Origin of the sequence: Sulfitobacter sediminilitoris, assembly GCF_010667575.1 — a bacterium.
Taxonomy (GTDB): Bacteria; Pseudomonadota; Alphaproteobacteria; order Rhodobacterales; family Rhodobacteraceae; genus Sulfitobacter; species Sulfitobacter sediminilitoris.
On record NZ_JAABNT010000002.1, the window covers coordinates 400352 to 417168 of the forward strand.

Sequence of the window (16817 nt, forward strand, 5' to 3'; positions counted from 1 at the left end):
TTCGCAAACTCATCTGCTGAAGTCGACTAGCCATAATCAAAACGCTCCGACAAGATGTGGTCTGCCGGTGTGCCGCGATCAAGCAAATGATCCTCAACGATGTCCATCATGATGGCAGGGCCACACAGCACGAAGATCCAGTCGCGGCATTCTTCGTCCGAAAACACACGGTCTATCAGCGGTCCGTCAATAAAACCCGTCTCGCCGCACCAGTCTGCAGGCGGTTCAGATAGCACATAGGTCACGTCTTCGGCGTCCAGTTCGGCCCGATATGCGATCTGCTTGTCGGTTCGGTTGCCATAGATGACCTTTACCGCCCGTGGGTCACTCGTCAGGCGCAACTGCCGTAGAATGCCGAGCAGCGGCGCAAGGCCAACCCCACCGGCGATCAGGGCGACTCCCGGTTCGGTGCGGCCATCAACACACAAATGGCCATAAGGACCATCAAGATAGGCACGGGTGCCCGGTTTGATCTGGTCAAGGGTGCGCGTAAAATCACCAAGTTCCTTGATCATAAAAGACATCTGGGGTCCGGCCGCCGGGGCAGAAGAGATGGAAAAAGGGTTTTCCCTGATCGAGAAAGAACTGTGGCCAAGATTGAGCCAGACAAATTGCCCGGCTTTGTACGAAAGACCTGCGTGACCATCTGGCACTACCGTTACTTCCCATTGCTTTGGCGTCAATCGGGTGATGGTTTTGACCCGCCACGGCCGCGCTTTGTCCAGAATGGGTACCAGAAGGTAGACATACAGCAGCGATCCAACCGCGACGCCTGTCATGGCCAGCCAGAACCACATCATCACGGCTTGCCCACCGTACCGCCCTGCGTAAATGGTATGATGCAGCAAAAGCAGCGCAATCATCAGAGCGCCCACACCATGTATCAATCGCCAGGTCTCGTATTTGTAATCCAGTTGAGTGCGCCCAATCGCCAGCAAAACAAGACTGGGTAAAAGCAAATATGCCGCAATGCCGGTTACAAGATCGGAAAAGTCAGTCGTGATCGTAAGCTGGCGGGAAATATCCCACGGACGTTGACCACCGACTGGCGTTGCCTGGTAGAGCAACGGATGCAGCAAGGCAAAGACCAGCGCCGCCCGAGCCATGAACTGGTGAAACCGCATGGTAACATCCATGCCGATCCCGTTTGAAACGCTCTTGAACCTGCCAGACAAAACAAACTCGATCAGGATCATGGAAAACGCCAGAATGCCAAGCCCCGATGCAAATTCTTGCCAAAAGGACCGCGGCGGCCCGCCGACAATCCAGGACAGGATCAGCGGCAGTGTAACGGCGACCAAGTATACGGCAATGAAAACAAACTGCTTCATATGCACAGCCTGATCGACTTTGCCAAAGGGCGCAATTTTGGATTTCTTTTCATGTTGCTATCCTAGCACCAACAAAATCATGCCGACCAAAGCAATCGACGCCCAGCCCAGCCGCTCATACAAATCGCCCTCTCTCAGCAGGATGCTGCCTGCCAGTACGGTCAGGATCACGCTGACCTCTCGGGCGGGGGCGACATAGGCGACGGGCGTGAACGTCAGCGCATAAAGCACCAGGATATACGCCAGCGGGCTGAACATCGCGATTACGATCACTCCGGTCCGGTGATGCGCCCAATGTTGCCACATCAACGCCCGCCTGCGATGCGCCACCGGGGCCAGAACCACGACCCGCCCCAGATTTGATGCGTAATCCATCAGCAATGGCGGCACCAAAAGGACAGACACCGCGTAGGCGTCCCATACTGTATAGCTGGCAATGAACATGCCCGCGCCGACGCCGAACATCAGAGACGCCGACAGGTTGCGAACGCCCATTTTGAAACCGCCTGTCAGCATCAAGACGGCGAAGATGATGATCCCTGCGCCCAGCGCCATCTGAAAGGTCACGATCTCTCCGAGCACGAGCACGGCAAAGGTGGTGGACAAAAGCGGCCCCGTCGCCCGTGCCGTGGGATAGACCAGCGACAGGTCGTCTTTGCGGTACCCGGTTTGCAGCAGCAGAAAATACCCCAGATGCAGCGCGACCGTTCCCAACATGAACCCAATTTGCCAAGGTCCAAACACTGGCCGCTGCACCACGATGATCCATATGGCCAACGGCAGATAGATCAGCACCGAAATCACGGAAAACATCCAGATCAGTTCGGCCCCGCCGTTGATCCGTTTGACAAAGACATTCCATGTTGCGTGGCAAACCGCAGCCAAAAGGACAAGCGTCAGACCGGCAATCGACATCATCGGGCCTCAATATTGGTCCTCGGAACCGTCGCACCAGCTGCGGACACTCACAAGTCCTTCAATCCGCTTCTTCTTCGGCCATACCCAACAATTCAAGCCCGGCCTCCAGATGGTCCGGGAAGTGCGGCGTGCCGATCAGGTAGTCTGCCGTGGGCGTCATCGCCTCAGACCGCGCAGTCGCCAGCGCCTCTTGGACCTCTTCCGGAGCAAAGCTTTCCCGCCCGATCCACATGATCGCGATCAGGCTATAGCATTCTTCTTCGTTCAAGGTTTCCATAAACCCGCGCAACTCGTTCTCGGCCCGCTCAATCTCGTGGCCGTATTCAATGATTTGCCTGACCTTTCGGTTGGAAATATCCAGCATTGGCGCACCTCTCAGTTTGATATTCGACGTGCCACTGTCTCAGGGCAACGCGACCAAGGCCATGATCTGGATCAACGCGACCGAAATGAGGTTACTACGTTACCGCTTGGTGAAAACAGCGATGTGGGCCTTGTCGTCCTTATGCGCATCATCCGCGCCAGCCCCGTAGATATCCACGATCCGGTGTTCAAGATCTGCAATATTAGAGTCTAACGCGGCAAATTTGTCGGCAAAACCGCGTGCCTCGAAATGTGTTGCATTGATTGACAGCACGAATGTCGCGCCGGGTTGTGCGATCCGCAGCAACTCGTCCAGCGCCTGCGGCCCGACATGTCCGTGCGTGAATGTGCCCGAACTGACGATAGCCCCATAGGTTTCATCCGGAATATCCAGTTTTGCGGTAAGGTCGCCTTCGATCAGGTTGCGGTACAGCCCTTTGTCCCCCGCAACCGCAAGCATCTCTGGTGAGATGTCAAGCGCATCGATCTTGAGCAGGCCGCGCATCAGCATGTTCTGCGCAACCAAACCCGTCCCTGCCCCCACATCAAGCACGGGCCCCGGCCCCTGAAATATTTCCGAGAGCACAAGCGCCACAAGCTGCGGCAAGCGGTAATCCATGTCGCTGGCAAAGCTGTCGTCATAGCTTTGCGCCCAATCCGCATAGAGGCGCCGATTGTCTTCCGGCGTCTTTAACGCATAGGCCGCATCAAGGTCAGGCGCTTTTTCAGTCATGCACAGGCTCCTTCGAAACAGAGCCTATCCAGCGCTGCCTAGTCCAGCAATGCCTCGATGGCCTTGGTGATGCTGCGCGAGGTCGGCTTGGTCGTAGCACCCCATGTTCCAGCCACAGATCCATCTGGCCCTATCAGCACCTTGTTAAAATTCCACTTGGGCGAAAAACCTGTTTCAGCCTTCACAGCCTGATAAAAGGGGTGTGCATCAGACCCGCGCACCGGCGTGATATCTGTCATGGGCAAATCCAGACCGAAGGTAATCTCACAGAAATCCTTGACCGCCTCGGCGCTTTCCAGTTCTTGATTGAAATCGTCAGACGGCACGGCCAGCACGACCAAGCCGCGCGCACGATAGGTGTCGTACAGCTTTTGCAAACCGTCATACTGCCGCGTAAATCCGCATTGCGATGCGGTGTTCACAACCAGTACCGGTTTCCCGGCCCATTCGCTGAAATCCAGTGTGCCGCCATCGATGTTTGAAAAAGTGACGTTCTTCGGTGCCGCCATTGCGGTACTCCCCAAAATCAAAGTCAGTGCAACGACAATCCAACGCATCATCATTCTCCTCATATAGGTACTGTACGCACGAGATACGAGTTCAGTTCACATTCCCTTGCACACTCCGGACAAACCCTTTGAATTTCTGTCCGCTGCCCCATCTAATGTCAGAACCCAAACCACGGAGGATTCCATGGCCAAATACGAGAAAAGCGCAGAGGCGATTGCGGCCCTTTCGCCCGAAGAATATCACGTCACGCAGCAAAGCGGTACGGAGCGCCCCGGCACCGGCAAACTGCTGAGCAATAAAGAGCCCGGCATCTACGTCGATATCGTAAGCGGCGAGCCGCTGTTTGCCTCGGCTGACAAGTACGAATCCGGCTGCGGCTGGCCCAGTTTTACCAAGCCAATCGACAATGTCACCGAACACCATGACGCGTCCCTGGGTATGGTCCGCACCGAGGTCCGCAGCAAGCATGGCGACAGCCACCTTGGCCACGTCTTTCCGGACGGCCCGCCCGACCGCGGGGGACTACGCTATTGCATCAACTCAGCCTCGCTTCGTTTCGTACACCGCGACGACATGCAAGCCGAAGGATATGGCGATTACATTGACCAAGTGGAGGACGTCGCATGAACACGGAACGCGCAGTACTGGCAGGGGGATGTTTCTGGGGGATGCAGGATTTGATCCGCAAACGCCCCGGCGTGGTTTCAACCCGCGTAGGATATACCGGCGGGGACGTGCCCAATGCGACATATCGCAATCATGGCACCCATGCCGAAGGGATCGAGGTCATTTATGATCCCGCAAAAACCTCCTACCGCGAGATTCTGGAATTCTTCTTTCAGATCCATGACCCCACGACCCTGAACCGTCAGGGCAACGACCGGGGGATGAGCTATCGCTCTGCGATCTACTATGTGGGCGAGGATCAGAAAGCTGTCGCCGAGGACACCATTGCGGACGTTGAAGCCTCCGGCCTCTGGCCCGGCAAGGTGGTGACCGAAGTGGAACCCGTTGGTGATTTCTGGGAGGCAGAGCCCGAACATCAGGATTACCTCGAACGTATTCCCCACGGCTATACCTGCCACTTCGCGCGGCCTGACTGGGTCCTGCCGAAACGCGCCGCAGCGGAATAACAATTAGGGCGGGGGGCACCCCGCCTTATCTCTCAGGTGATTCAGGCCACCCTCAGCGCGTCTTCAGGATATTTTTGCGGGGCAAATCAGAACCGCAGCCAGCCCTATCCATGAGCTACCCGTGGTCGCCCTGCGGCTTCCACCGTGAGTGTCGCTTCAACAAATACCTTGCGGCCCTCAACTCCTGCCGTACGCAAATTCCGCTTTACCGAAATCTGAATGTCCTCTGCTCCTGCCGCCTGTGCGTCAGATAAGGCGGCATCATGCAAAACGGTCTCTAACAAGGACAATGCGCTCTCCTGATTTGCAAAATCCTGCGGCCCGTCGATCAGATGCACACGGTATTTCCCCTCGGACGGTGATGTGACTGTCCCGCTTTGGCGCATGGTCACGCGACCGACGACCGCACCGATCGCGTTCGCGACGCCGGCATATTCAGGCAATATCATCTCGCAGCCAAGCCGCTCTCCAACTGCCGGATAATAACTTGGCGCAGACGCGCCCAAGCCCACGACAGGCACGTTCAAACCAGTCTCTAACTTGACCAATCCACGATGACCCAGCATGCCACGGCGCATCAGTTCATGGCGTGCCAATACCTCCGGTTCCGTCTCAAATCCGCGTTCCTCTTCCGCAAAAGCAGTCTCTAACATGGCCAATGATGTCTGATGCGTGAGGCGATCAACAATCATTTGCGCTACGTCTTCCTCGGTGTTGGAGAGTACCGTTCCTGATCCGGTCCGCCGCCGTCCGAACAGCTGCAGCGCCTTGCGTGCGGCCCCTGCGTCCCATTCCATCACCCGGCCCAACACGTGGGATGCGTCAGACGGCGTTACACCTGCTACCTGAACCAATCCACGGTCTACCAGCCGCTTCAGCGCCCCGTGTTCCACCCGCGCCCGCAGCACATTGCCCATAGGATGGACTGCGGTGCCAATACGCTCCAGCAACGCCTCTTCCCGTGCTCCGATGCCTTCCCGGCCAAGATTGGGAACAGCACGCACAAACCGCCCGTCATGCTCACCCGGCGTGACCGACCGCAGTTGCGCATCAAGCGCGGCATGAACAACCTCTGGTGCCTCCACCGCGATCAATGACACGGGCAACAGACGCCTTGGTCCAAGTGTCACGCCACCCTGCAAGCCTTCAGAGACGAAATGCACCTCGCTGTCACCACCCAGACCAGTGGTGCGCATGGCAACAGCTTCGACCATCGTCCGATACGGCCCCACCCGCGCACCTGCGGGATCAATCGTCGGTTTGCCCGCCTTTAAGAGCGCCACGTCCGTCGTCGTGCCTCCGATGTCACTGACCAAAGCCAGATCCGCGCCGGTCATCCAGCGCGCGCCAACGATAGAAGCCGCAGGTCCGCTCAGGATCGTTTCAATGGGTCGCTCGCGTGCCTGAGCGGATGAGATAAGCGCCCCATCCCCGCGCACCACCATCAGCGGCGCCTCGATCCCCAGATCAAGCAGCGTATCCTCTGCCCGTCCGATTAATCTGTCGATCATTCCGATCAGCCGTGCGTTCAGTACAGCCGTCAGGGCCCGCTTGGGACCATTCAGCTTGGCCGAAAGCTGGTGAGAGGCTGAAACGGGACGGCCAGTTATCTCCGCGACCATCTGCGCGGCCCGCAGCTCGTGTGCGGGGTTCCGCGTTGCAAACTGGCTTGCGACAGTAAAGCCGCTTACCGCGTCCTTATGTGTCTCTAAAAAGGTCAATAAGGCTGTTTCATCCAGCGGGTTCGCCTCGGCCCCGGCATGGTTATGCCCGCCTTGCAGCACGATTGACGGGTCGCCTTTCAGCGCCTCCGCCAGCCCATGGGCCTCAAGATCCTTTTCGCGAAAACCAATATAGATCAGCCCGACCCGCCCGCCTTGACCTTCAACCAAGGCATTCGTGGCAAGCGTCGTTGAGAGCGACGCCATTGAAATTTCTGACGGATCGACACCTGCGTCTGCAAGCACTGCACGCACCGCGTTGCCAACACCAATCGCCAGATCATGCCGGGTGGTCAGCGACTTGGCCGACGCAATCACCGCTTCCTCATCCCTGAGCAACACCGCATCGGTGTATGTGCCGCCCGTATCGACGCCCAAAAGAACCGTCATCCCGGTCTCCCTCGATTTCTTTCAATCCGGTGTAAGCGGAAATCGGCGACGGTCCAGCCCGTTTGCGTCAGCCCGCGTCCAGCCGCGCCAACGCCCAGCGTGCGGCGTCTGCGACTGTTGGGTCCGGATCTTCAACCAATTCCTGTGCAACTTTGCGCAGTTTCGGCAATCCTGAATTGCCAATAGCGTAAAGCACATTCCTGACAAACCGGTCTCGTCCAATCCGCTTGATCGGGGATCCCGAGAAACGCGCTCGAAACGCCCTGTCATCCAAACCCGCAAGAACCGCCAGATCAGGGGCTTCCGCCTTTGCCCCGTGATACCGCATGTCGCTTGCCTGCACCGCGAACTTGTTCCAGGGGCATATCGCAAGGCAATCGTCACAGCCGTAAATCCGGTTGCCCATTTGCGCTCTCAGGTCAATGTCCACCGGCCCTTTATGCTCGATCGTCAGATAGGAAATGCACCGTCGCGCATCCAGTCTGTATGGCTGTGGGAAAGCGTCCGTCGGACAGATGTCCTGGCAGGCGGTACAAGACCCGCAATGGTCAACTTCGGCCGCATCCGGTTCAAGCTCCAGTGTCGTGAAAACAGACCCTAAAAAGGCCCAATTGCCCCAATCACGGCTGAGCAGGTTGGTATGCTTGCCCTGCCAGCCCAAGCCCGCCGCCTGACCAAGGGCTTTTTCGGGCACGGGCGCGGTATCGACAAATACCTTCACCTCGCAAGGTTCCTGCGCGATCAACCACCGTGCCAACCGCTTGAGCCGTTTCTTGACGATATCATGGTAGTCACGCCCCTGTGCATAGACCGAGATGGCCGCCTTCTCAGGGTCTTGCAGCACCGCCAGGGGATCGTGCTCAGGCGCATAGCTTTCCGCCAGCATGATCACCGAACGCGCCTCTGGCCAAAGCGCGGCAGGGTTTCCGCGCCACGTCATCCGGTCGGCCATCCAGCTCATTTGTCCGTGAAAACCGTCCCTGACAAAGGCCTCTAATCGTGCTGGCACGTCCGGCACGTCCCAAGGGCGACACACGCGGCATGCCACGAACCCCTCTGCCAAAGCCTCATCAACCAGCCTTGCTTTCAGATCCATGCTCTTTTGGGCCTTAAATAACACTGCACAGACGCGTTCCTGCGCACTTCGGCGCAGAGCATATGCAGCCGCTTAGAAATCCAGATCATTATAATGGCGGGGCGGCGGAAATCCCGGCACCTGATCAGCCAGCAACGCCCGGAAGGCGGGCCGCGATTTGATCTTGGCGTACCAATCCTTGACCACTTCGGACCGGTTCCAATCTACGTCAGAAATATAGTCCAACGACGACAAATGCGCGGCAGCAGCGAAATCTGCCAGCGTCATCTTGTCTCCGGCAAGCCAGCGCCGATGATCCAAGAGCCAGGCCATGTAATCCAGATGATACTTGATCGCCTTGGCACCTGCCTTGACATTGGTACTGTCGGGATAGCCCTGTTTCATCACCTTCTTGTTGACCCGTTCATAAAGAAGTTTTGACGTCACTTCGGAATGAAACTTGTCGTCAAACCAGTTCACCAGTCGCCGTACCTCAAGCCGCTCGGTAGGGTCAGAGGGCAGCAGAGACGGCTCCGGCCGCGTTTCCTCGATGTATTCGCAGATCGCCGCGCTTTCGGACATCATGATCCCGTCAAGCCGCAATACCGGCACCTTGCCCGCAGGGTTGCGGCGCATGAAATCGGCGTCCTGCTCCCAATATCGCTCTTCAACCAGCTCAACCTCAATCTTCTTCTCGGCAAGGCTCAACCGGACCTTGCGGCAGAATGGGGACAGGGGGACGTGAAACAGACGCGCCATCACTTGAGCCTTGATTGATTGAACATTTGTCCCTCAATGCCCGCTTACATCGCGCATTTCAACTCTCGAAACAGGCTGCCCGCCCGTCCTTGCTGATTGTCGCCGCCCCGTCGCGCACCTGTCGCGCACGCTTGCGCACATAATCGCTGGGCTGCGACGCCGAACGTTCCTTCGGCGCCGGAAGGATCGCTGCCAGCCGCGCGGCTTGGGTCGCCGTCAGGTCACTGGCCGGGACGCCGAAGTAGTGTTGTGCCGCCGCCTGAACCCCGAACACGCCGTCGTCGAATTCTGCGATATTCAGATAGACCTCTATGATCCGCCGCTTGGACCAAATCGCTTCGACCAATGGTGTCATTAGTGCCTCCATTGCTTTGCGCACCCAGACACGTCCGTGCCACAGATAGACGTTCTTGACCGTTTGCTGGCTGATCGTTGACGCACCACGCGTCCCGCCATCCTCGATCGCCAGCCGGATCGCGGCCATGTCGAACCCCCAATGCTGACAGAAATTCGCATCTTCGGCCGCCACCGCCGACCGCGCCATCACGGGTGCCACGTCTTCCAGATCAATCCAGGTTTGATCAACGCCGCCCAGACGGCGCCCTTCTGAAAACATATAAATTGTCGTGGGCGGATTAACCAATGCGCCCAATACAACGAGCGACACCATCACAAGAAAAACGATCGCAATGCTGCGCCAGAACCACCAGCGCAGCCAAAGCAACAGACCAACTCCCGGCAAGGTGCCAGGCTTGCGTGCCTTATCTTTCGTTTTCGTCTTTTTCGCTGCCCGCGCCATGCATCAGCTATAGGGCGCGGGCGTCCGTTTGTGAACGCCCGCGTTCATCGCAGGTTACTCAGCGGGCATCGCCGCCTCATCATGCGTCAGGGGCGCTGGAATATGTGGCAGCATTTCCTTGGGGCAGATTTGCAGGAAATTGTGCTTTTCCGTATCCCAATGCTGCAAGATTTCAGCTGCCTTGCGGCTGTTGGTTTCCGCCAAATGCCGTTCAAGCAGTTCTTCCAACTGACTCATCCAGTGATCGACAGTGACCGGGCAGGTAACCAGCGTCTCATGGTTCATCAACGCATGTGCCGCGCCATCCGGATCATAGAGGTAGGCCATGCCACCGGTCATACCCGCGCCAAAGTTTGCGCCGATCTCACCCAGGATCACGGCAACGCCGCCGGTCATATATTCACACCCGTTAGACCCGCAGCCTTCGATGACAACCTTGGCCCCCGAATTGCGAACGGCAAAGCGTTCCCCTGCACGGCCTGCCGCAAAGAGATAGCCATCCGTTGCGCCATATAGCACGGTGTTGCCGATGATCGTATTCTCCGCCGCAACGATCGGGCTTGCCATCGGAGGCCGCACCACGATCATGCCACCCGACAGGCCTTTGCCGACATAGTCGTTGGCATCGCCTGACACCTCAAGCTTTAGACCCGGCGCCGCGAACGCGCCCAAGGACTGACCCGCCGACCCGGTCAGCTTTACCGTCAGGTGATCCGGCTGCAACGAATTTCGCATGCCGAACTTCTTGACGATATGGCTACTGACGCGAGTACCCACGGTCCGGTGCGTGTTCTGGACCGCGTAAGACAGCTGCATCTTCTCGCCATCCTCAAGGAACCGCGCCGCATCGCGGACAATCTGCGCATCCAGTGTGTCAGGTACGACATTGCGAGGTTTGTCGCGGTCGTAGACATTATCATGCGCACCATCGACGGTGATCAGCAGTGGATTCAGGTCGAGATCGTCCAGATGAGCAGAACCACGGCTGACCTGCGTCAACAGATCGGCCCGGCCAATCACATCATCCAAAGACCGCGCGCCGATGGAGGCGAGGATTTCACGCACCTCGGTGGCGTAGAACGTGATCAGGTTCACGACCTTGTCCGCTGTCCCGGTAAACTTCGCCCGCAGGCTTTCATCCTGCGTACAAACGCCCACGGGGCAGGTGTTCGACTGGCACTGACGCACCATGATGCAACCCATTGCGATCAGGGCGGCGGTGCCAATGCCGTATTCCTCGGCACCCAGCATCGCGGCCATAACAATGTCACGGCCTGTGCGCAGACCACCGTCGGTGCGCAGTGTCACCCGGTCGCGCAGGTTGTTCATCGACAAAACCTGATGCGCTTCGGTCAGGCCCATCTCCCACGGCAGGCCAGCGTATTTGATGCTGGTCGCGGGCGATGCCCCGGTGCCACCGTTATGGCCCGAAATCAGGATCACATCCGCCTTGGCCTTGGCCACCCCAGCAGCAATCGTGCCGACGCCAGAAGACGCCACCAGCTTCACCGTCACCTTGCAACGCGGGTTGATCTGCTTGAGATCATAAATCAGCTGCGCAAGGTCCTCGATGGAGTAGATATCGTGGTGCGGTGGAGGTGAAATCAGCGTCACGCCCTTGGTCGAATGCCGCAGACGGGCGATCAGGTCGGTGACCTTCATACCTGGCAGCTGACCACCTTCACCAGGCTTGGCACCCTGTGCCACCTTGATCTCAAGCTCTTCGCACTGGTTCAGGTATTCGGCTGTCACACCAAAGCGCCCCGATGCCACCTGCTTGATCTTGGCCGACGGGTTGTCGCCATTCGGCTCCGGCACGAAATGCGCCGGATCTTCGCCGCCCTCGCCGCTGTCCGACTTTGCACCAATCCGGTTCATCGCAACATTCAAGGTCTTGTGCGCCTCGGGCGACAACGCGCCCAGCGACATCCCCGGTGTCACGAACCGCTTGCGGATCGACGTGATGCTTTCCACCTCTTCCAGCCCGATGGGCTCACCCAGCGGCTTGATGTCCAGCAGGTCGCGCAGATGAATCGGTGGGTTCGACTGCATCTTCTTTGAATACTGTTGCCACATCTTGTATGAGGCTCTGTTGCAGGCCATTTGCATCAAATGCATGCTTGATGCTTCCCAGGCGTGCGTCTCGCCCGATGTCCGCGCTTTGTAGAAACCGCCGATAGGCAGCACCACGCCATCACCCTGCCAACCCTTGGCATGAACTTCCTCAGCCTTGCGCTGAATGCCATGGATACCGATCCCGGAAATCCGCGACGTCATACCGGGGAAATATTCCGCGCACATTGCGCGCGACAGACCGACAGCCTCGAAGTTCAGTCCACCACGGTAGGAGGACACGACACTGATCCCCATCTTCGCCATGATTTTGAGCAGACCCTGATCAATCGCCTCGCGATAGCGCTGAACTGCCTGTGTTAAAGACATATCCAGCAAACCACGGTCGATCCGATCACTGAGTGAATCTTCGGCCAGATAGGCATTGACCACGGTCGCGCCACAGCCAATCAGAACCGCGAAATAATGCGGATCAACGCATTCCGCAGAACGCACGTTGAGCGATGTAAATGTGCGCAGACCCTTGCGTATCAGGTGGCTGTGCACCGCACTGGTGGCAAGGATCATCGGCATTGCCACTTTTTCGGCGTCGCTCAGGTGATCGGTCAGGATGATATGGCCCGCTCCCGAACGGACAGCATCCTCAGCTTCCGCCCGGATACGCTTCAGCCCTGCGCTCAGATTGCCCTCACCGGGTGCAAAGGTGCAGTCGATGGTGACCATATCGGCGTTGAAATGGTTGAACAGCGCCTCGAACTGCGCGTTTCCAACGAAAGGGCTGTCGAGCACAAGGATTTCCGTCTGCGACGAATCCTCATCCAGCACGTTCTTGAGGTTCCCGAACCGGGTCTTCAGGCTCATCACGCGATACTCACGAAGCGAGTCGATCGGTGGGTTTGTTACCTGAGAGAAGTTCTGCCGGAAAAAATGGCTCAGCGGACGGTATTGCTTGGACAGCACGGCAGACGGTGTGTCGTCACCCATCGACGCCAAAGTTTCCTTGGCGTCCTCGGCCATCGGTGCCAGAATCTGCTCAAGGTCCTCAATCGAATAACCAGCGGCTACCTGACGGCGGCGCAATTCGTTGCCGCTGAAGACCGGCTTTTCGGTGACTTCGTTCAGCGGCTCGTCCAGTTCCACGATTTTACCGACCCAGTCGCCAAACGGCAGTGCAGCAGCCAGCTTGTCTTTTATCTTGCGGTCGTGGAACAGCTTGCCCTTCTTCATATCGACCGCGATCATCTGGCCGGGGCCCAGCGCGCCCTTCTCAATGACGTTCGCCTCATCCAGTGGCACCATGCCAGTTTCGGATCCCGCAATCAGCATCCCGTCGCCGGTCACAACATAGCGCATCGGGCGCAAACCGTTCCGGTCCAGACCAGCACAGACCCAGCGCCCATCGGTCATCGCCAGAGCAGCGGGGCCATCCCAAGGCTCCATCACGGAGTTGCAGTAGGAATACATGTCGCGCCACGCCTGCGGCAGTTCTACCGCCTGCTTGGACCAGGATTCTGGCACCAGCATAGTCTTGGCCATCGGGGCTGAACGGCCCGCGCGCACCAGGACCTCGAAAACAGAGTCTAATGCAGCGGAATCCGACGAACCGGACGCCACGATAGGTTTGATATCCTCGGCCATATCGCCAAAGGCGCTGGATGCCATGCGGATCTCATGGGACTTCATCCAGTTCAGGTTGCCCTTGAGCGTGTTGATCTCACCGTTATGGGCCAGCATGCGGAATGGCTGGGCCAGCCACCACTGGGGGAAGGTGTTAGTCGAATAGCGCTGGTGGTAGATCGCAAAGCCGCTGACGAACCGTTCGTCCAGCAGGTCAGGATAGAACTCCGCCACTTGTTCGGCCAGCATCATACCCTTGTAGATGATTGACCGGCAGGACATCGACGCGATGTACATCTGCGGTACCTGGGCCGCGATGGCCGCCTTTTCGATACGGCGGCGGATCACGTAAAGCTCGCGCTCAAAGACATCCTCGTCCACACCCTTGGAGTTGGAAATCAGGATCTGCTCGATCTCGGGGCGTGTCGCGTTGGCCTTTTCACCCAGGCATTCAATATTCACCGGCACATGCCGCCAGCCGTAGATGTAATAGCCCATGCGCAAGACCTCGGTCTCTACGATTGTGCGGCAGGTTTCCTGTGCGGCAAAGTTGGTGCGGGGCAGGAATACCTGACCGACGGCAATCAGTTCGTCCTCGCGGGGGGTATGACCGGTGCGACGCACCTGATCATAGAAGAAGGGGACTGGAATTTGGACGTGAATACCAGCGCCATCGCCGGTCTTGCCATCGGCGTCCACAGCGCCGCGGTGCCATATCGCCTTGAGCGCTTTGATCCCGTTCTCTACCACAGCACGGCTGCGCGACCCGTCGATGTTGACCACAAGGCCCACGCCGCAAGAGGAATGCTCTTCCTGCGGATCATAAAGGCCCTTTTCAGCCATCATCGCCCGCTTGGCTTCTTCCCGTGCTACCCATGCGTCATCGTACTTGGTCATTGGGCTTCTCCCTCTCCCGGCGCAAAAAGCGCATATGTTTCTTCTCGCGTAAGCCGCTTGTGGTCCCCGGCAAATGCGTAGCCCTGTGGGCATTGGTCAGAAAAGTATTCCTCGACCAGCGTGCCGCCAGCGGCATTGTCAAATAGTCCCGCGGCCAAGTGGCGCGACCCGTCGTGCACCAGCCCGTACCAAAGCGTGGATCCGCAGGTTTCACAAAAGGCGCGCTGCGCCCATTCGGACGACCGGAACACCTTCACCGGTCCTTCGATCTTGATACTGTCCTGATCGACTTCCACCGTAACGAATGCCGCAGAGTTGTGCCGTCGGCACATCACGCAATTGCAGGCCCGAAGCTTGGGCTCATCCGCGGCGGTTGCAGTGACCTTGACCGCCCCGCAAAGGCATTGGCCCTCAAGATACTGCATTGGTCTTTTCCTCCACGAAGGGGTGCTTGGCCTCGTACTCAGCCTTGCTCACCCGTTGCACATCTCCTGCCAGCGCATAACCGTCAGGATGACGGTCGGCGTAAACGATCCGCACCAGCTTGGCCCCGCCGGCGTTGTCGAACAAACCCGGCGCCAGCTCAAAATATCCCGCATCCGGCCCTTCGGGATACCGGAACCAGACGGCCGAGCCGCAGGTATCGCACCAAGCGCGCTTGCCGATGGGCGACGACCGGTGCGTCTTGACCGGCCCCGTGATCTCGACCCGCTCCTGCGGCACCTCGATACCCATCTGAACCGACCCGCTCCACCGCGTGCACAAATCGCAGTGGCAGGCAGAGATATCGCCCAAGGGTCCGGTCACGGTGATCTTCACCGCGCCGCACAGGCAATGTCCCTTGATCTCTTCAGACATCTCTCACTTCCATTCGTTTGGGTCAGCATTGCTGACCAAGATCGAAGATCGCCTTTGACACAGGTATGCACGCTCTGTGTACGTGCGGTGTACCTTGTGTGACAATTTACGCTTCGTTCAGGATTTCACTCCGCCGCCATCATGCTTTCGCTGTCGAACCGCTCCAAAATCGCTTCGGCGCAGTCGCGTCCATCCTTGATCGCCCAAACCACCAAGGACGCGCCGCGCACGATGTCGCCCACGGCGTACACCCCGTCGAGCTCGGTTGCCCCGGTGACATAATCCGCCTTGATCGTGCCCCAGCGGTTCACGGGCAGATCAGCTTCACCCCAAAGGGTGGGCAGGTCCTCAGGCTCAAAGCCCAGCGCCATGATGACCAGATCGGCGTCCTCGACATAGTCGGCACCTTCAATCACCTCCGGTGCCTGACGGCCTGTCGCATCGGGCGCGCCAAGGCGCATCTTTTGCACCATCACACCGGTGACGGGATCGCCGACGAAACCTTTGGGCGCGGTCAGCCATTCAAACTGCACGCCTTCTTCTTCGGCGTTGGCCACTTCGCGCTGGCTCCCGGGCATGTTCGCCCGGTCACGGCGGTACAAACATTTCACGCTTTCCGCGCCCTGCCGGATTGAGGTGCGCACGCAGTCCATCGCGGTGTCACCACCGCCAATGACAACAACCCGTTTGCCTTCGGCATTCAGTCGCCCGCTGTCGAACTCTTCGACTGTGTCGCCAAAGCTCTTGCGATTGCTCGCTTTCAGGAAATCAATCGCGCGCTCCAGCCCGGGCACGCCAACGCCGGGAGCCTGAATTTCGCGGGATTTATAAACCCCCGTTGCGATGATCACAGCCTCATGTTTTGCACGGATATCGGCAAAACTGATGTCTTCACCAACGTTGCAGTTCAATTCGAACTTCACGCCACCTTGCTCAAGCTGTTCGTTGCGGCGCATGACCACATCCTTTTCCAGCTTGAAGCCCGGAATGCCGTAGGTCAGCAACCCGCCCGCGCGATCATAGCGGTCATAGATTGTCACCTGCACCCCCTGACGCCGCAGCACATCCGCCGCCGCTAGACCGCCGGGGCCCGCCCCGATGATGCCGACACTCTCGGTCCGTTCCTCGCGTGGCTTGATGGGCAGGACCCAGCCTTCTTCCCACGCGGTGTCTGTGATGTATTTTTCGACTGATCCGATGGTAACAGTCCCATGGCCCGACTGTTCAATCACGCAGTTGCCTTCACACAGACGGTCCTGCGGACAGATCCGGCCGCAGATTTCGGGGAAGGTGTTCGTCGCCTGGCTGATCTCGTACGCTTCTTGCAAGCGGCCCTCTGCGGTCAGACGCAGCCAGTCAGGAATGTTATTGTGCAGCGGACAATGGCTTTGGCAGTAGGGCACGCCACATTGGCTGCAGCGGCTTGCCTGTTCTTTAGCCTTGGCATCCGCATACTCGGCGTAAATCTCTTTGAAATCCGTCCGGCGCAAATCAGGCGGACGCTTCTCCGGCATGTCCCGGTCGATATTTACAAATTTAAGCATCGGCTGCTCTGCCATGGCGTCATCCTCCGGTCACACTTTCCAGATGCACCGAGTATATGAGGCTGAAGCGGAATAAAAGACAGCAATGATGACCTA

15 protein-coding genes are annotated in these 16817 nt (G+C 58.2%); 2 read left to right on the forward strand and 13 right to left on the reverse strand.

Annotated features, from left to right (window positions below):
- Nucleotides 1-26 precede the first annotated feature (26 nt).
- The 5 genes from GV827_RS04825 to GV827_RS04845 form a co-directional block, all read right to left on the reverse strand.
- Complete coding sequence (locus GV827_RS04825) at nucleotides 27-1331, reverse strand: ferredoxin reductase family protein (RefSeq protein ID WP_164352558.1); 1305 nt, start codon at nucleotides 1329-1331, stop codon at nucleotides 27-29.
- Nucleotides 1332-1388: 57 nt separating this feature from the next.
- Entirely contained in the window at nucleotides 1389-2246 is an 858-nt protein-coding gene (locus GV827_RS04830; RefSeq protein WP_164352559.1) for a DMT family transporter, read from the reverse strand.
- A 61-nt stretch (nucleotides 2247-2307) separates the two neighbouring features.
- Nucleotides 2308-2613: a DUF3775 domain-containing protein gene (locus tag GV827_RS04835; RefSeq protein WP_164352560.1), complete on the reverse strand. Its 306-nt coding sequence runs from the start codon at nucleotides 2611-2613 to the stop codon at nucleotides 2308-2310.
- 99 nt (nucleotides 2614-2712) lie between these two features.
- Entirely contained in the window at nucleotides 2713-3345 is a 633-nt protein-coding gene (locus GV827_RS04840) for a class I SAM-dependent DNA methyltransferase (protein ID WP_164352561.1), read from the reverse strand.
- Between the two features lie 38 nt (nucleotides 3346-3383).
- Nucleotides 3384-3905, reverse strand: a complete 522-nt coding sequence (locus GV827_RS04845; RefSeq protein WP_164352562.1) for a glutathione peroxidase — start codon at nucleotides 3903-3905, stop codon at nucleotides 3384-3386.
- A 133-nt stretch (nucleotides 3906-4038) separates the two neighbouring features.
- Here GV827_RS04845 and msrB point away from each other — a divergent pair, with 133 nt between their 5' ends.
- Together msrB and msrA are read left to right on the forward strand one after the other, a co-directional pair.
- Complete coding sequence (msrB, locus tag GV827_RS04850) at nucleotides 4039-4482, forward strand: peptide-methionine (R)-S-oxide reductase MsrB (RefSeq protein ID WP_164352563.1); 444 nt, start codon at nucleotides 4039-4041, stop codon at nucleotides 4480-4482.
- Nucleotides 4479-4988: a peptide-methionine (S)-S-oxide reductase MsrA gene (msrA, locus tag GV827_RS04855; RefSeq protein ID WP_164352564.1), complete on the forward strand. Its 510-nt coding sequence runs from the start codon at nucleotides 4479-4481 to the stop codon at nucleotides 4986-4988. Before msrB ends, msrA begins: the two co-directional genes overlap by 4 nt.
- Before the next feature lie 104 nt (nucleotides 4989-5092).
- Here the strand turns inward: msrA and GV827_RS04860 are convergent, their stop codons facing one another.
- The 8 genes from GV827_RS04860 to GV827_RS04895 all read right to left on the reverse strand — a co-directional run bounded on the left by GV827_RS04860 (nucleotide 5093) and on the right by GV827_RS04895 (nucleotide 16736).
- Nucleotides 5093-7099, reverse strand: coding sequence for a hydantoinase/oxoprolinase N-terminal domain-containing protein (locus GV827_RS04860; RefSeq protein ID WP_164352565.1), 2007 nt, complete (start codon nucleotides 7097-7099; stop codon nucleotides 5093-5095).
- 67 nt (nucleotides 7100-7166) lie between these two features.
- A complete protein-coding gene (queG, locus tag GV827_RS04865; RefSeq protein WP_164352566.1) occupies nucleotides 7167-8195 on the reverse strand; it encodes a tRNA epoxyqueuosine(34) reductase QueG in 1029 nt (342 codons plus the stop codon).
- A gap of 72 nt (nucleotides 8196-8267) precedes the next feature.
- Nucleotides 8268-8933, reverse strand: coding sequence for an FtsZ-binding protein FzlA (gene fzlA, locus GV827_RS04870; protein WP_164352567.1), 666 nt, complete (start codon nucleotides 8931-8933; stop codon nucleotides 8268-8270).
- Between the two features lie 58 nt (nucleotides 8934-8991).
- Nucleotides 8992-9732 carry a monofunctional biosynthetic peptidoglycan transglycosylase gene (gene mtgA, locus GV827_RS04875; RefSeq protein WP_164352568.1) on the reverse strand — a complete coding sequence of 247 codons (741 nt, stop codon included), beginning with the start codon at nucleotides 9730-9732 and terminating at the stop codon, nucleotides 8992-8994.
- Nucleotides 9733-9786: 54 nt separating this feature from the next.
- A complete protein-coding gene (gene gltB / locus GV827_RS04880) occupies nucleotides 9787-14319 on the reverse strand; it encodes a glutamate synthase large subunit (RefSeq protein WP_164352569.1) in 4533 nt (1510 codons plus the stop codon).
- Nucleotides 14316-14744: a GFA family protein gene (locus GV827_RS04885; RefSeq protein ID WP_164352570.1), complete on the reverse strand. Its 429-nt coding sequence runs from the start codon at nucleotides 14742-14744 to the stop codon at nucleotides 14316-14318. Before GV827_RS04885 ends, gltB begins: the two co-directional genes overlap by 4 nt.
- Nucleotides 14731-15177, reverse strand: a complete 447-nt coding sequence (locus tag GV827_RS04890; protein ID WP_164352571.1) for a GFA family protein — start codon at nucleotides 15175-15177, stop codon at nucleotides 14731-14733. Before GV827_RS04890 ends, GV827_RS04885 begins: the two co-directional genes overlap by 14 nt.
- A gap of 125 nt (nucleotides 15178-15302) precedes the next feature.
- Nucleotides 15303-16736: an NAD(P)-dependent oxidoreductase gene (locus tag GV827_RS04895; RefSeq protein ID WP_164352572.1), complete on the reverse strand. Its 1434-nt coding sequence runs from the start codon at nucleotides 16734-16736 to the stop codon at nucleotides 15303-15305.
- Between the last annotated feature and the right edge of the window lie 81 nt (nucleotides 16737-16817).

Excerpts from the sequence above, each read along its gene's own strand:
- GV827_RS04830 (WP_164352559.1), bottom strand. The coding sequence starts at position 2,246 with ATGTCGATTGCCGGTCTGACGCTTGTCCTTTTGGCTGCGGTTTGCCAC.
- msrA (WP_164352564.1), top strand. The coding sequence starts at position 4,479 with ATGAACACGGAACGCGCAGTACTGGCAGGGGGATGTTTCTGGGGGATG.
- GV827_RS04845 (WP_164352562.1), bottom strand. The coding sequence starts at position 3,905 with ATGATGCGTTGGATTGTCGTTGCACTGACTTTGATTTTGGGGAGTACC.
- GV827_RS04840 (WP_164352561.1), bottom strand. The coding sequence starts at position 3,345 with ATGACTGAAAAAGCGCCTGACCTTGATGCGGCCTATGCGTTAAAGACG.
- gltB (WP_164352569.1), bottom strand. The coding sequence starts at position 14,319 with ATGACCAAGTACGATGACGCATGGGTAGCACGGGAAGAAGCCAAGCGG.
- GV827_RS04860 (WP_164352565.1), bottom strand. The coding sequence starts at position 7,099 with ATGACGGTTCTTTTGGGCGTCGATACGGGCGGCACATACACCGATGCG.
- fzlA (WP_164352567.1), bottom strand. The coding sequence starts at position 8,933 with ATGGCGCGTCTGTTTCACGTCCCCCTGTCCCCATTCTGCCGCAAGGTC.
- GV827_RS04835 (WP_164352560.1), bottom strand. The coding sequence starts at position 2,613 with ATGCTGGATATTTCCAACCGAAAGGTCAGGCAAATCATTGAATACGGC.
- GV827_RS04885 (WP_164352570.1), bottom strand. The coding sequence starts at position 14,744 with ATGCAGTATCTTGAGGGCCAATGCCTTTGCGGGGCGGTCAAGGTCACT.
- queG (WP_164352566.1), bottom strand. The coding sequence starts at position 8,195 with ATGGATCTGAAAGCAAGGCTGGTTGATGAGGCTTTGGCAGAGGGGTTC.
- msrB (WP_164352563.1), top strand. The coding sequence starts at position 4,039 with ATGGCCAAATACGAGAAAAGCGCAGAGGCGATTGCGGCCCTTTCGCCC.
- GV827_RS04895 (WP_164352572.1), bottom strand. The coding sequence starts at position 16,736 with ATGGCAGAGCAGCCGATGCTTAAATTTGTAAATATCGACCGGGACATG.
- mtgA (WP_164352568.1), bottom strand. The coding sequence starts at position 9,732 with ATGGCGCGGGCAGCGAAAAAGACGAAAACGAAAGATAAGGCACGCAAG.
- GV827_RS04890 (WP_164352571.1), bottom strand. The coding sequence starts at position 15,177 with ATGTCTGAAGAGATCAAGGGACATTGCCTGTGCGGCGCGGTGAAGATC.
- GV827_RS04825 (WP_164352558.1), bottom strand. The coding sequence starts at position 1,331 with ATGAAGCAGTTTGTTTTCATTGCCGTATACTTGGTCGCCGTTACACTG.